Genomic DNA, 12,525 nt, shown 5'->3' with positions numbered 1-12,525 from the left:
TTAATTACTAACTATTTTTTGTTGCTAAATAAATCCCTCCCAATACAGCAACCGCACCAACAGCATATAAAGCAGTATTATCTTTTTTAGGGCTTTGCAAAAGTTCCGAAGCCATTGCAGGGGTAACTGGTGTTAAATCACCTACAGGCTGATCGTTTTGATCTGTATTAGATGTTGGGTTTACTACAACTGGCGCAGGTTTCAAGCTACTTACGGCTTGCACTTGTGGTCGTGCATTGCTTTTAATCGTATTTACAATTGCTTTTCCTACTGTGCTTTTTGAAAGTGTTGTCGCATTGTTGGCAATTCGACCTACAAAACTTGCCGAACCATTTGAATTTTTCAGGACTTTAGACAAAAGACCTGATCCCGCATTACCCACAACAGGTATAAGACTTGTAGCAATTGGTAAAACACCTTTAGTAACCTTAACCACATTTTTTAAGCTCACATCTTTGATTCTTATTTTTTTCCAAAAAGGCTTTCCAAGCCCACTATTTACAAGTACATACTCCATTTGCCTGTCTTTTAATTGTTGTTGATTTTGCTCGGTTTGATCTTACCAAACGTTTGTTTTTATTTTTAAGCAACAAATGCGGTGCAAATGCTGTCTTTGCAATTGTACCTTGCGCTTTTTTAGAAAGAAGCAAATGCGGTGCAAGTGTTGCTTTAGTAACGTTTTTTAAATTGACATCTCTAATTCTGATCTTTTTCCAAAAGGGTTTTCCTAGTCCCCCATCATTTACATTAATATGTATCATATTTCATTATTTAATTAGATTTCCCAAATAGAAATAAACCCGTTAAAAATGCTCCTATCCCTAGAAGTACTGGTTTATTAGATTCCTTTGCAACGGTTGTAGTTTTTGTTGCAATAGTTTTGCGCTTACCCTTTGCAATAGGAGCATTAAGCCCGTAATGCGGTAAATTAACATCGGTGTCATGTGCCATAGTATATATTGGTTCTCGGTTATTACTTGTTGTACCGTCTATAATAAAATAGCCGTCTTTTATATCGCCTGTTTCTTGGTTAAGAGGCACAATTACGTAAACGTGAGTATATAGATCTGGGCGAAAACTCGGTTGTTTAATCTGCCTGATATAGTGGCGAATACCCATATTAGCAAGTAAGCAACTGGCAAAAATGGAATAGGTTTTACAATCAACACCCGATACTCTTTGCTTGAAAGCGCAAGCAGGACTTCTAAGATTTTGTTCTATTCCATCGGCTTTGTACTGAATGAGATTGTACAAAAACCAATAAATCTTATCACACGTTTCTTTCAATGAACTTTGTTGCAAAACCTTTGCAACTTCCTTTGTCTGATAGTTGTATTTCACAACCATTTGCTTAATCATTCTGACAGTATCAAAAGTATTACCGTTGCCCAGTTTAGTCTTATCACAGCTAACACGTGGAAACAACGGTTCGTACTCTTGACCGCCTAAGATGTTCCTTTGTAACAAGTTATCAATATCCATTTATTTCATTTTCGTTCTTGTATTAGGTTGTTAGGCTTTTCGATTACAAATATGAAACAGAAGAAAGTAACCGTTTAAAGCTTGCGAAGATTCGCAGAAGATGTATTACGATCTTTTACAATTGCAAAGGTTTCGCAAAGCTTTTGCAACGGCTTTGCAAAAAAAAACGCTTCTTTGTTGAAGTGGGTAGGCTATAACTAACTTTGTCTACTTTTTAAAAAAAATTTGTAAGAAATACCCAAATAATTGTTTTTGAATACTTAAAATGTATACTTTTGGTTTTCGAAAGAAAAAACTGAAATATAACCATGAGAAACCACAAACCAGAGAAATTAAAACTTACAAAAAGAATATTTCTTTTTACCTTGGCATTGGTACTAACCAATTGTCAGGACAATGAAAACCTAACAAAGCAGGAACAAAGCACAATTAAGACCGTAAGCATCAATGATGCTAAAGCATTCTTAGCAAGGTCAGCTAATAATCCTACGGCTAAATTATCAGGCAGTGAAATAGGTGAGCTTGAATTTGATAAAGCAACACTGGAAAAATTAAACGGTAGTGATCAGTTATTGACCGTAATTCCTTTTGCGACAAACAGCGAAGTTCGAAATGATCGTGTTTTGGTAGTGAAGATAGACGATGAGATTAGAAGCGTCATTTTTAGTATGCAACCTGACGAGAATTCTACCCAAGGTAGTTTTTCTGGAAAACTGCTTATTTATTCACTCGAAGGTGATTTTATTAACGGATACAAAGCAAAAGATGGAATTATTGAAATTCAATATGTAAAGAGTAACTCTACAACATCTTCAACTTCTAAAACAATAGATGGTGGAGAATTGAAAGAAGTAGTTATTGGTCCTAAGCCTAAACTGACTAATGCTGTTAGTTTTGATATGATTTGGGGAAGTGGCGGTTCAAGTATAGGTTATGCTCCTGTGGGTGGCGCATCAGGAGTGACTTGGGATTCTACAGGTGGCGGAGGTAGCGGTAGTCCCAGTACTCCTCCTGCTGTAAATGACCCTTGTAAAAGTATTAGTGACCAAGCTGTAAATCCTGCATTCAAAGCAAAAATGGATGCTTTAAAAGCAAAAACAAGTTTGAAAAAAGAAAGTGGATATGCACAAAAGAAAGATGGATCATTTAAAGAATTACAAAACGGCAGTGGAGGAACTAATATAAACTCATTAGAATTTATTATTGAACCTGACATGGTTGGATTTATGCATGTGCATATAGATCCCTATGAAAGTGATGAATTGGATGAAGATGGCAATCCTAAAGAAAGTGCACCTATAAAAATGTTTTCTCCTGCAGATGTAAAACAATTTCTATTGTTATTAATTAATGCAAAAACCAACGGAATTCCTGTCGAGAATGTTTTTGGTACTATGGTTTCAAGTTCGGGAGATTATAGTCTACGTTTTACAGGTAATATTGCAGATGTAAAAACAGATCAGAATTGGGGTTCATTTGATCAGATCTATAAAGCTGCTATCAAAAAAGATGGAAAAGAATTAGGCTTTCTAAAATTCTTAAAAGATAATATAGGCATCAATGGAATATCTTTGTATAAAATTAAAAAAGATGGGAAGAGTGAAAACAAAACATTAAATGCAAATAACAAATTAAATTCGACACCTTGTCAATAAACTCAATAGTAAATAACATGAAAAAAATAATAATACTAAGTCTTATCATTATAGCAAACTTATCTTGCAAAGCACAACAAATTATTCCTGTTGAAAAAGCTATAGATTACCGATTAGCAGAAAATGGAATTCCTGATAATACTTACTTTAAAGATATTAATAATTTATTGGATAAATTTGTTGGCACTTGGATAGGTACTTATAACAATAAAACTTATAAATTTAAAATTGATAAATTTGTAAACAACTATTCGGGGGGTACTAAAGAAGATGTTTTATTAATGCGTTACATTATCACAAATGCTAATGGAACACAGATTGAAAATACAACAACACTATCCGATGATAATTATTTGGTAATTATAGGAGATTATATTCAGAGATCAACCTATCATTTAAATTATTCTGGGAGAGAAAGTACATGTGGACAGCTAGGAACGATATATATAGAGGTTTTAAAAAGCAGTAATAATACTAAAATGAAACTGTTCTTATTACCTGATAAAATAATGATTTCGCCTAGTTCTTGCCCTCAAGGTGTCTCCCAACAAATTATGCCTATAGATCAAATTGTTTTAACCAAGCAATAAATTGTTAATTGCAAAAATAGTTAACGATAATTTTTGCTATAATTAAAGAGTAAGCACCATTGTATGACTAGTAGTGGTGCTACTTTGTTTTTTTAATGCATCCTTTTTAGATGAATATTATACAGGATTATGAAATACTTTATTGACGCACTTTTAATTTTAGGAATAGGATTATTGATTTATGGTTACATCTATCCAACTAAATATTGTTTGGATATCAATATTAAAGATACTTATTATGCATTTACTTATAAACCTGTTGCTACATTTGTATTATTATTTTCTTTAGTCCTCTACATTGCTAGTCGCTTATACGAATTAGTTAGATGATATTAGTTTTCAAGGAATATATTTAGGACATTTCAAAATGTGTAATGCTTTTTTTAATAATGAAAATTTTAACAATGAAAACATTAACTAGAAATTATTTGATTTTTGTGACAATCTGCATTATGTTGTTTGTCTTTTTTTACTTTAATCAATATTTTTTTACGATCAATTTTTACGACACTTATTATGTAATAAGTTATTTCTTTTTTGCTTTGCCTATATTTATTATCGGTACGATCGTTTATTTAGTGAAAATTTTAATAGAAAAATTAAAAACTAGGGTAGAGCAATCTAAAGATAGATATTTAAGATATTTATTGTTTTTTTTACAGCCTAATTTATATTTCAAGTTAAAAAAAAGAACTAGAAATTATTTAGTTTTTGTGACAATCTGTCTTTTATCGTTTAGCTATCTTTACTTTACTGAATCTTTTTATTTAGTTATTGATAATGGCAATTATCATTTTGTGAGATATTATTATTTTGTTTTACCAATTCTGATTGTTGGTACTATTTTTTATTTAGCAAAAAATAGACAGAGCAGAAACACATTATAAAGTTTACTTTCAGTAAGAAAGTATATTACATTCATGACTAAAACAAAAAAGCAACATCACTATATTTTGTGATGTTGCTTTTTTGTTTTAGTTATTTTGACTGAAAATCGATTTTAAGCCTACTTCTTATCAGGAAAGTATATTTGTCCTTACCACCGTCTAATATCTTGTTAAATAGCTTTATTTTGATTTCTTCGTCATCTAAGTAGTTCGAAAGTTTGTTTGCAGAAGTTAATTTGGTGTTTTTGACATGGTTTTCTTTTGGAAATTCTAAAACACGGATAATAAAATTTCGATTTATTAATGCGTTTGTCGGATTGTTTGATTTCTTTGCCATTAGTTTTAAAGTTGATTTTGAAGTTTTCTAATTTTAAATTCATCTTCTCTGTGATCTTGAAGCATAATTTTTAATTCATCTGATAATATATAACCGTCAGGTTTTCCATTTCTATCCAAGAAGATAATTAGCTCTTTTGTAGAAATGTTTTTTGCAAAAAGCCTAGCGCCTTCAGTTGCATTTTTTCGGGTCTCTTTTAAAATTTCGTGTATTTCTTTTCGAATATAATCGGCTGTATATTGGCTGATAAATAAGTCTTGTAACTGAGCTTTGTTTCTTATATAATTTAAAGTTTTGAGATTCATAAATATTTAGGTTTTGAAAAGTTGCTAGATTTGATTTACTGCTCGTTTTTTGATTGATGATTTTATTTTTTTTCCTTTTTCAGAAACTCACTTAATTCATGTATTTTTTTTGAAGCTGATTTAAAAAAATCAATTTTTAAATTGAGTTGAAAAATTTCGTCCTTTTTTGTACTAATGATTCCATTCAATTTTTCGATTTCTTTTTTCTGCTCGAAATATTTATCAAGTGCAAAAAATAATATTTCAGGAGTAGTTTTAAAATCCTGCTCTTTTCCAACCTTTTCAAGTTGCTTTTGTTGTAATGGTGTAAAACTTCGGATATAAGTACTTTTCTTTATCATGTTGTTGAATTGTAGATTTTTTTTAAATAGATCCGCAGCTGCAGCTTTTCCAGGTTCACAAAAAAATCTACTTTTTTAAGGGTTAGTTTATATTTTAATAGCCAATTATTAGACCGCCTCCGATATATGTAATTGGAATCCCGTCTTGTTTTTCTTGCGATGTTCTTGTAATGGATACGCTAAAATCATGATCGTTTGTGTTGTCGTCTCCATAATCCCAAGTGGTTAAACTTGTGTATTTTTTACCATTTCCTGCAATTGTTATTTTTTCAGGCGGTATGTTTTCTAAATCGGTTATGCAAATAGATAACCTGCGTAATCGTGATGTTTTCATAGTTGCAACTTTTATTGTGTTAGTTCTTGTTTTTCTTCTACTACTTCGATTTCATCAAAAAGCCCTAACGGCACGTATATTTGATTATGTGTGTATAACTCCTTGAATTTCCCCAAATCTGTTTCCTCTGTAAAATAAAAAGGCTGTGTACAAATAGCACCTGTTACCGATTGTTCGAAATAAATTGCCCCTATTTTTTTTCGCCCCCATTGGTCTGCAAAATCATCTTTATTGGCTATTCGAATTTTCATAAATATGTATCGTTTCATAGCTTTATGAGTTTTGTTCTAATCACAGAGCGTAAAAACTTTTTTGTTAGTTTTTTACCTTTACGCTTTCCGTGCAATTCTTCATAATCATGTCTTATCGAACGAATTAAATCAGAAGCAATTAATTTGTTTGCTTCTAAAATATTTAACGTCGTGTTTTCTTGTAACATTAAAGAACTTGACAAAAAAGCGTCATTATCAAATTCAAAAGAAAATTCAGATACTTCCATATTGATAGGTTTTAAGATTTTAAAATAACAAGTATAAAATTGTCGGTATTCCTTAAAATTTCCACCATTGGAAATTTTCCCTTTTGCCAATTATTTATAATTCCTATGACATTAAAAACGGAGTGAGTTAAGTCTGTTCCAGTGATAAGTACTGTAAATACAATTCCTGCGTTCATTACTTCTACGTTTCCAAATTTGGATAGGTCTTGGTATAATTTGTTGCAGTCTATTTTTTCCATAATGTTGGTTTTAAAATGGCAAATCGTCAGGACGTTCGCCTAATTGCAATTCTTTTTGCTCTGGTATTGTAACTTCAATTTCATTAGTTCGCACGTAGAAAAATTCCAGAATGTTACGGTTTCCTTTTTCATTGGTGTGCGGTTTTTTGATTGTTTTTTTATCAGCACTTAAATACTCAACAGGGTTGAAAGTCCAACCTTTCATTTTGCAATATTCTCCCAAACTCTTTTTAAAGTTCGTGGCTGTCTTTTTGTATTTTTCTCCGGCATGTGAGGTGTACGCTTTTTGAACTTCATCACGCAATAAAAATCGGTTTAACGTCCCGTGTACAATTTCTTTTGTTGCGCTGTCTTCATCAATCATGGAAAGGGTGAAATAACTATCACACCAATTCATAAAATTTTCACCCATAGAAGCCTGTATATTGGTCAAATGAATATTAGTTTGCGGGGCTTGCAATTCGTTGTCTCTATTTGATAAATACAACTGGCAACACTCCATTAAGAAATAATAAAACTTATTCCATTGCTTTTCATCCCAATAGCTTGAAAACAAATCCTTATTATTAAAATCATGAGAGATTTTGCGCTCTTCGTTGTATTTATCTGTTTTTACGTGATAGTAATCAGAAAAGGAAATAAAGAACAAACGCCCTAATGTGGATTGATTTATTTTACCGATACCAAAATTTGAAGTTGCAGCCATTTTTCCCGCATCGTGAAACTCAACATTATAAGGCTTCTTTGTTTTTGGATTTACAGAAATCGGACCCGTTACCCAGTTATAGAAAAATTCAACTCCTAAATATTGGTCAATATCTTCGATTCTCAAATAATCGTTTTCTTTTGTAAAACCGTCCAGTAAATGCGAATTTGTGGTAATGTTTTTAGATTTACCATTGATGTAATAATGATTGTTCAATAGTTTATCTATGCCATTTAATAGAACTGATTTACCGGAACGCCCGTTGCTATCCTCTTCACTTTCTTTGGGCGCATCATCCATTATATAGATGAATTTTGCGAATGATTCAATTTTGTAACGATGCAATAAATAGCCAATTCCAAAACATTTATTTAAGAAATGTTTTTCCTGTATTAATCGCTCACTCTCTGTCAAACATTCAGCAGAAAGATTAAAGCGGTTTTCATTGTGATATTTTTGTTTGGCTTCTTTTAGCTCCTTATTATTTGAAAAATCCCCGAAAGGTTCTTCTAACTCTTTTCTCCAAGACATGCGAGAGCCATTTATTAGATAATTCATAAAGTCGCAATCCTTTTGCAAAATTTCTACCCGATCGTTGCAATTGTCGTCTTTGTAGTGTCTAAAGCTTTGTTTTTCTGCAAAAATGTTTTTATTTACTATTCTGTAATCCCAAACATAATTTTTCAAATCTTTGTACGGTTTCAATTCGATACCGTCTTTTGAAATGGTAGCAAACTGATTTTTATAAAAGAATGTTTGTGTTTCTTCTGTGAAATTTTTGAAATCCAAAACTATTTTATCCATTGATAAAAGCTTAGGTTCATTGAATTGTTCGGTATTTTTAACAAGGTCAATAACGTCAATGGGTTGCCCTTTTTCAATCAGGTACATTTCTGAAAATTTACGTATATCATTAGGAAAATATTGCTCTACAATATGCTCGTTGATTCTGATAAAAATAAATTCCTGAACTCCTGTTTTTTCAGTGTACTTTTTTTCAGGGTAATACAAGTGAAATCCTTTTATCTTAAGGAAATAATGCAGATAAGACGTTTTTATAGACCAGCGTTTTGATTTTTCATTTTTTTCGAAAAATTTCATTTTTAGTGCACCTGTTAGAAGGTTTCCAAACTGGAATTTTACAGCACTTAAATCAGCTTTTTTGTAGAATTTCATCCAGTCCCTGAAATCTTTTCCGTTTGTACCGAGTTTTTCTTTTGGCAACCAAATACTTTTCATATTCCAAAATTTCTCAGCAACTTCATAGCCGTACTTAATTCCCTGTTCGTCAATGTCAGGAAGATTATATATGTTTTTACAAATTTCCTTCAACTGGCTGTATTCTGCATAGTTGATTTGTTCACTTTCTGAATTATACCAAATCAAATCATATTCTAAACTTGCGACGTTTAAGCCATCAGTACCGCCCGAGGCAACAATACAATTTGGTATTTTGTAAGCGTCACGTTCGTCAATTAATCTATTGGTAGTTTTATCGTCTTTTGATTTTTTTATTTGCTTGTTGAAATCATCAATTTTAGAATTGTATTTATTGATAATTTTTTGCAATCCGTACACGTGTCGAACTGGCTTTTTGCCTAAATAACCATGTTTGAAACTTTTATCTTTTGAAAATGGGGCATAGGTTTTACACCATGTTTTTTCAGGCATATAACAAAATATCGGAAAACTTTCAGTTGCCGAAACTTTGATATGATTTTTTTGGTTTGTCTTTTTATTGATGAAGATTTTTTCATAATATTCTACGCTGAAAAAATCGTATTCCTTGGCTAATTCAGGTGTTATATAAGTACCAATTATATCAAGCTGTGTATGTTCTTTTGTCACAACGTTAAACCAGTCTAACGGGCGTTTGTCTTTGTCGTCAATGGTTGTTATTTCAACTGTAGCAGTAAAAAAAGTGTTGTTCCCATCAAGATTAAACCATTCGTACAACATTTTTAAACAAGGGTAAAAATCTAAACCGCTTTGCTCCATTGCAATTCCTATAGGCGTGAAAAAATCACCTCCAAAATCCTTAACACGCCAATAATTAACCCCGATGCTACCTTTAAGACCTTTATCATTTTTTACTAAATAGCAGGATGCAGATTTATCTGTATCTCTGTATCTAAAAGCGTTTTTGTCATTTTCTAACGCTTTACTGAAACCGTCGCAATTGTCAAGATATTTTTTTATAATATCAAGACCGTTATCCGTTTTTTCGTAAAGTGTTTCTACGTTAAATTTATAGTTAGCCATTATACGGTTTGTAGGTTTGGTGTAGTTTGTTAGTCGTAATTATTTACCGAAATCATTGTAAAATGATAGGTTCAATTACTTCTTTTTCCTTAATGACTGATGTGTAACAGATTTCTAATATTTTATCGTAGAGGCTGTCTAATTCTGTTTTTTGGTCTGAGGTAAAAATTGGGGAAAGTGGCAAAAGATCTTTTTGTAATTCAACTCTTTCGACGTAGGTTTTCAATTGTAGTGGGGTGAATATTGCCATTATTTTAGAAGTTTATTTAGAGTTTCTTTTTGCTTTTTAACCTTTGTAACAAGCTTTGCAATTTCTAATTCGACAGTGTCGTTTGGTTGCTTTCCTGAGACAATTTTTTGAATAGAACTTGTAGAGTAAATATGCCCGTCCGAGTTATATATATTCTTATTTGATAAATGAGAAATTATTTTTGGAGAATATTGTTTTCCAAGTATTTCTATTATGGTCTTTTTTTGATCGCAGGTTATCATTTATGATGGTATTTCAAATTGAATTGAATAGTTGTGATTTTCGTATAATTCCCGTAAATATTTGTTCGTAAGATCATCTGTGGACGGAACGTAAATAATTTTTGTTTTGGATTCATAGCGATAAATCCCTTTTATTTTAGACTGGAGTCTGTATATTTTGGATTTATTTTTATCTGAAATCATAATTAAACTGTCATGTAAATAGTTCTATTCAGTGGTTAACCCTTCATTTCAGCATCCGAAGCATTTTCAATTCTTTTAATGTAAGCTTGAATAGCACTAACCGTATTTTGATTTCGAGGATGATCATATTTATTTTTCAAATTTTTGTCTAATTCATGATTATATCCTTCGCGAATCGCCCAGCGATAACGAAGTATTAGTTCAGCCGTTAATAAATGTCTGTTTTGGGTCACTTTGTCCACCTTTTCTAAGGCTACAGACATGTACCAGTCGTAATCCTCTTTTTCGTAGATCATATTATTTGGTTGCTTTAACGTGATTGTTTCTTTCAGGGTAAATTGTGTTTCACGCTCACGTATGTAGACAGCGTTTTCTTTTACTAAATACATATCAATTGCTTTTGGTTAATTATGATTATTGTGATCCTTTAATTATTTGTAGACTTTTTTTGCATGCGCTTCTTTCTGCAGAAACTACCGGTTACTAAAAAAATCTACTTTTTGAAAAAAGAAACCCTTATATTCGTTTTGATTGGCGTTAAGCGAATCAATCTTAACGCCATGAATGAACATGGAAATACAAATACCACTTTGTGTGAATGTTAAGAATGTTACAGTTTTACCGATAGTAAAACGGTCAGTAGAATATAGATTGGGTGAAGCTTTTGCCAAACTCTTTATTTATCTAATTACCAAGTAACAAAACTAGGCGGGGCTATGCTCCGCCTTTGTTTTATAAGGGTTCCAGTATTTCAATGAACTATACCAATTTTGCTAAAACATGGCATTCGTTTTGCATTACGTTTTAATTAGAGTACTGTACTCTATTAATTTGTATATTGCAGGTTGCTTTCGATCCGTTTTTAAGTGGTTTTTAATCCGCTTTCGAGAACAAATATCGAAACTTATTTCGAATAATAATACTAAAATCGAAACTTATTTCGATTTAATTTAATTTTTAAAATTTTATGAATCCTATTTCGTTGAGAATCAATGAATTGATTGAAAAGCTTTTTGATGGCAATAATTCAAAATTCGCCCAGAAGTTGGGAGTAAATGAGGCAAATGTTAGAAATTATAGGAAAGGAACGCTTCCTAAAATTGATTTCATCATTAAAATTTACGAAAATATCGAATTTAATTTCGACTGGCTTTTAACTGGAAAAGGCGAAATATTGCTCAATAAAGAAGACACTATCGCCACACCATCGCAAAAAGAATTAAACGAGTTGAAAGATTTTAAAATTAGGACACTGGAAAAAGAGTTGGAGCGATGCGAAGAGGAAAAGAAGACTTTGGAAAATAGTAAATCTAACGTATAATATGAATTGACAGTTTGCAAAAAAACATAACCGTTTTCCCGATAAGGCCAAAATTTAGTTTTTGGCTTATTTTTTTGCCTTTTTTAAATGTTTACATTTTTTTTGTAAACAAAAAAATATGTAAACAAATTTATAAACAGCCTTAAAGCCTTTATTTTGTTGCTTATTTTACAATTGTTTATAATGTTTATATTTTTTTTATAAAAGAAAGAATATAGGATATAAAGGAAAAAAGTAAAAGGACGAAAAATCGGTAGTTATAAGGAAAAAAAGGGGGCGGGGGTAAAAAAATCACCGTACGAGTGCGGACAGACAATTTGCTGAACGATCTTTTTTCCAAGCTATTAAAATAAAGCTTTTGAATAATAATTACCGTCCGAGGGTGTAAAATAGGAATGTTGAATAATTACAGTACAAGGGTGTTGAATAAGGGGTCAGATAAAATAAAGAGGGCTTCTTGTTCCTTTGTTTGCTGATCGCAAACCAACTCACAAAAAGCCCTCTTTATTTTATCTGACGAGTTTTTATACAACCGCTTCGCTATTGTTAATCGTATGTTAAGCACTGTAATATATAATGTTTTTCAGGTTTTATCCTGTGTTAAATTTGTGTCAAACAACGTCAAAAATTAGCGTTTTTTAGATTTGTAACTATTTGAAATACTGACAATTAACTTTTGATTTTTGGGAAAATAAAATCCCTTCCTCTCTGCAAATTTTTAACAAATAATACCAAACCCCGAAATCTGTATTTCGGGGTTTTTTATTAACTTTCTCTAAGACCCAATTTGCACAAAGTAATTCATGAACGGTTAACTAAAATATACTTTTTTTTATAAAATATAAAAATACTCTAAGATAAAGGATGAATATATTTTCTTAACTGACATAAA

The 12,525-nt window shown here is 31.4% G+C and carries 17 protein-coding genes; 4 read left to right on the top strand and 13 right to left on the bottom strand.

All coding sequences use genetic code 11. The annotated features are described in order from the left end of the window. Positions 1-7: 7 nt before the first annotated feature. The 3 genes from EAH81_RS02480 to EAH81_RS02470 are packed head-to-tail and all read right to left on the bottom strand — an operon-like array spanning position 8 to position 1,482. Positions 8-517: a hypothetical protein gene (locus EAH81_RS02480; protein WP_140503393.1), complete on the bottom strand. Its 510-nt coding sequence runs from the start codon at positions 515-517 to the stop codon at positions 8-10. After that, positions 495-761, bottom strand: a complete 267-nt coding sequence (locus EAH81_RS02475; RefSeq protein WP_140503391.1) for a hypothetical protein — start codon at positions 759-761, stop codon at positions 495-497. The genes EAH81_RS02480 and EAH81_RS02475 overlap by 23 nt, the downstream gene beginning before the upstream one ends. 10 nt (positions 762-771) lie before the next feature. Continuing rightward, positions 772-1,482, bottom strand: coding sequence for a hypothetical protein (locus EAH81_RS02470; protein WP_140503389.1), 711 nt, complete (start codon positions 1,480-1,482; stop codon positions 772-774). A 308-nt stretch (positions 1,483-1,790) separates the two neighbouring features. On the opposite strand from EAH81_RS02470, the gene EAH81_RS02465 reads away from it, so the two are divergent. From EAH81_RS02465 to EAH81_RS02455, 3 genes are all read left to right on the top strand, one after another. Beyond that, positions 1,791-3,137, top strand: coding sequence for a hypothetical protein (locus tag EAH81_RS02465; protein WP_140503386.1), 1,347 nt, complete (start codon positions 1,791-1,793; stop codon positions 3,135-3,137). A 17-nt stretch (positions 3,138-3,154) separates the two neighbouring features. Continuing rightward, a complete protein-coding gene (locus EAH81_RS02460; RefSeq protein WP_140503384.1) occupies positions 3,155-3,727 on the top strand; it encodes a DUF6705 family protein in 573 nt (190 codons plus the stop codon). Between the two features lie 404 nt (positions 3,728-4,131). Then, entirely contained in the window at positions 4,132-4,614 is a 483-nt protein-coding gene (locus EAH81_RS02455) for a hypothetical protein (RefSeq protein ID WP_140503381.1), read from the top strand. A gap of 91 nt (positions 4,615-4,705) precedes the next feature. Here the strand turns inward: EAH81_RS02455 and EAH81_RS02450 are convergent, their stop codons facing one another. From EAH81_RS02450 to EAH81_RS02405, 10 genes are all read right to left on the bottom strand, one after another. After that, positions 4,706-4,951, bottom strand: coding sequence for a hypothetical protein (locus tag EAH81_RS02450; protein ID WP_140503379.1), 246 nt, complete (start codon positions 4,949-4,951; stop codon positions 4,706-4,708). Positions 4,952-4,956: 5 nt separating this feature from the next. Continuing rightward, positions 4,957-5,256, bottom strand: coding sequence for a hypothetical protein (locus EAH81_RS02445; RefSeq protein ID WP_140503377.1), 300 nt, complete (start codon positions 5,254-5,256; stop codon positions 4,957-4,959). Between the two features lie 62 nt (positions 5,257-5,318). After that, a complete protein-coding gene (locus EAH81_RS02440) occupies positions 5,319-5,597 on the bottom strand; it encodes a hypothetical protein (RefSeq protein ID WP_140503375.1) in 279 nt (92 codons plus the stop codon). Between the two features lie 94 nt (positions 5,598-5,691). Continuing rightward, positions 5,692-5,931, bottom strand: coding sequence for a hypothetical protein (locus EAH81_RS02435; RefSeq protein ID WP_140503373.1), 240 nt, complete (start codon positions 5,929-5,931; stop codon positions 5,692-5,694). Between the two features lie 11 nt (positions 5,932-5,942). Continuing rightward, positions 5,943-6,200, bottom strand: a complete 258-nt coding sequence (locus EAH81_RS02430; protein WP_140503371.1) for a hypothetical protein — start codon at positions 6,198-6,200, stop codon at positions 5,943-5,945. Beyond that, the gene (locus EAH81_RS02425) at positions 6,197-6,430 is read right to left on the bottom strand and encodes a hypothetical protein (RefSeq protein WP_140503369.1); all 234 of its coding nucleotides are present in this window, start codon (positions 6,428-6,430) and stop codon (positions 6,197-6,199) included. Before EAH81_RS02425 ends, EAH81_RS02430 begins: the two co-directional genes overlap by 4 nt. A gap of 11 nt (positions 6,431-6,441) precedes the next feature. Beyond that, entirely contained in the window at positions 6,442-6,669 is a 228-nt protein-coding gene (locus EAH81_RS02420; RefSeq protein WP_140503367.1) for a hypothetical protein, read from the bottom strand. Between the two features lie 10 nt (positions 6,670-6,679). Further along, on the bottom strand, positions 6,680-9,637 hold the full coding sequence (locus EAH81_RS02415; protein ID WP_140503365.1) for a primase-helicase family protein: 2,958 nt from the start codon (positions 9,635-9,637) through the stop codon (positions 6,680-6,682). 52 nt (positions 9,638-9,689) lie between these two features. Continuing rightward, positions 9,690-9,887 (bottom strand): hypothetical protein, encoded by a 198-nt coding sequence (locus EAH81_RS02410; RefSeq protein ID WP_140503363.1) that lies wholly within the window; start codon positions 9,885-9,887, stop codon positions 9,690-9,692. Between the two features lie 460 nt (positions 9,888-10,347). Next, positions 10,348-10,701 carry a hypothetical protein gene (locus EAH81_RS02405; RefSeq protein ID WP_140503361.1) on the bottom strand — a complete coding sequence of 118 codons (354 nt, stop codon included), beginning with the start codon at positions 10,699-10,701 and terminating at the stop codon, positions 10,348-10,350. Positions 10,702-11,279: 578 nt separating this feature from the next. Here EAH81_RS02405 and EAH81_RS02400 point away from each other — a divergent pair. Further along, on the top strand, positions 11,280-11,633 hold the full coding sequence (locus EAH81_RS02400; protein WP_140503359.1) for a bacteriophage CI repressor: 354 nt from the start codon (positions 11,280-11,282) through the stop codon (positions 11,631-11,633). The last annotated feature ends 892 nt before the right edge of the window (positions 11,634-12,525 follow it).

Origin of the sequence: Flavobacterium pectinovorum (assembly GCF_006438875.1) — a bacterium.
GTDB lineage: Bacteria > Bacteroidota > Bacteroidia > Flavobacteriales > Flavobacteriaceae > Flavobacterium > Flavobacterium pectinovorum_A.
Note: the sequence above shows the minus strand (reverse complement) of the source record. Positions and strands in the feature narration are given on the sequence as shown.

Bases quoted from the DNA above. Each gene is read 5' to 3' on its own strand.
- EAH81_RS02425 (WP_140503369.1), bottom strand. From the start codon at position 6,430: ATGGAAGTATCTGAATTTTCTTTTGAATTTGATAATGACGCTTTTTTG.
- EAH81_RS02465 (WP_140503386.1), top strand. From the start codon at position 1,791: ATGAGAAACCACAAACCAGAGAAATTAAAACTTACAAAAAGAATATTT.
- EAH81_RS02455 (WP_140503381.1), top strand. From the start codon at position 4,132: ATGAAAACATTAACTAGAAATTATTTGATTTTTGTGACAATCTGCATT.
- EAH81_RS02430 (WP_140503371.1), bottom strand. From the start codon at position 6,200: ATGAAACGATACATATTTATGAAAATTCGAATAGCCAATAAAGATGAT.
- EAH81_RS02475 (WP_140503391.1), bottom strand. From the start codon at position 761: ATGATACATATTAATGTAAATGATGGGGGACTAGGAAAACCCTTTTGG.
- EAH81_RS02410 (WP_140503363.1), bottom strand. From the start codon at position 9,887: ATGGCAATATTCACCCCACTACAATTGAAAACCTACGTCGAAAGAGTT.
- EAH81_RS02450 (WP_140503379.1), bottom strand. From the start codon at position 4,951: ATGGCAAAGAAATCAAACAATCCGACAAACGCATTAATAAATCGAAAT.
- EAH81_RS02420 (WP_140503367.1), bottom strand. From the start codon at position 6,669: ATGGAAAAAATAGACTGCAACAAATTATACCAAGACCTATCCAAATTT.
- EAH81_RS02470 (WP_140503389.1), bottom strand. From the start codon at position 1,482: ATGGATATTGATAACTTGTTACAAAGGAACATCTTAGGCGGTCAAGAG.
- EAH81_RS02435 (WP_140503373.1), bottom strand. From the start codon at position 5,931: ATGAAAACATCACGATTACGCAGGTTATCTATTTGCATAACCGATTTA.
- EAH81_RS02480 (WP_140503393.1), bottom strand. From the start codon at position 517: ATGGAGTATGTACTTGTAAATAGTGGGCTTGGAAAGCCTTTTTGGAAA.
- EAH81_RS02415 (WP_140503365.1), bottom strand. From the start codon at position 9,637: ATGGCTAACTATAAATTTAACGTAGAAACACTTTACGAAAAAACGGAT.
- EAH81_RS02400 (WP_140503359.1), top strand. From the start codon at position 11,280: ATGAATCCTATTTCGTTGAGAATCAATGAATTGATTGAAAAGCTTTTT.
- EAH81_RS02445 (WP_140503377.1), bottom strand. From the start codon at position 5,256: ATGAATCTCAAAACTTTAAATTATATAAGAAACAAAGCTCAGTTACAA.
- EAH81_RS02405 (WP_140503361.1), bottom strand. From the start codon at position 10,701: ATGTATTTAGTAAAAGAAAACGCTGTCTACATACGTGAGCGTGAAACA.
- EAH81_RS02460 (WP_140503384.1), top strand. From the start codon at position 3,155: ATGAAAAAAATAATAATACTAAGTCTTATCATTATAGCAAACTTATCT.
- EAH81_RS02440 (WP_140503375.1), bottom strand. From the start codon at position 5,597: ATGATAAAGAAAAGTACTTATATCCGAAGTTTTACACCATTACAACAA.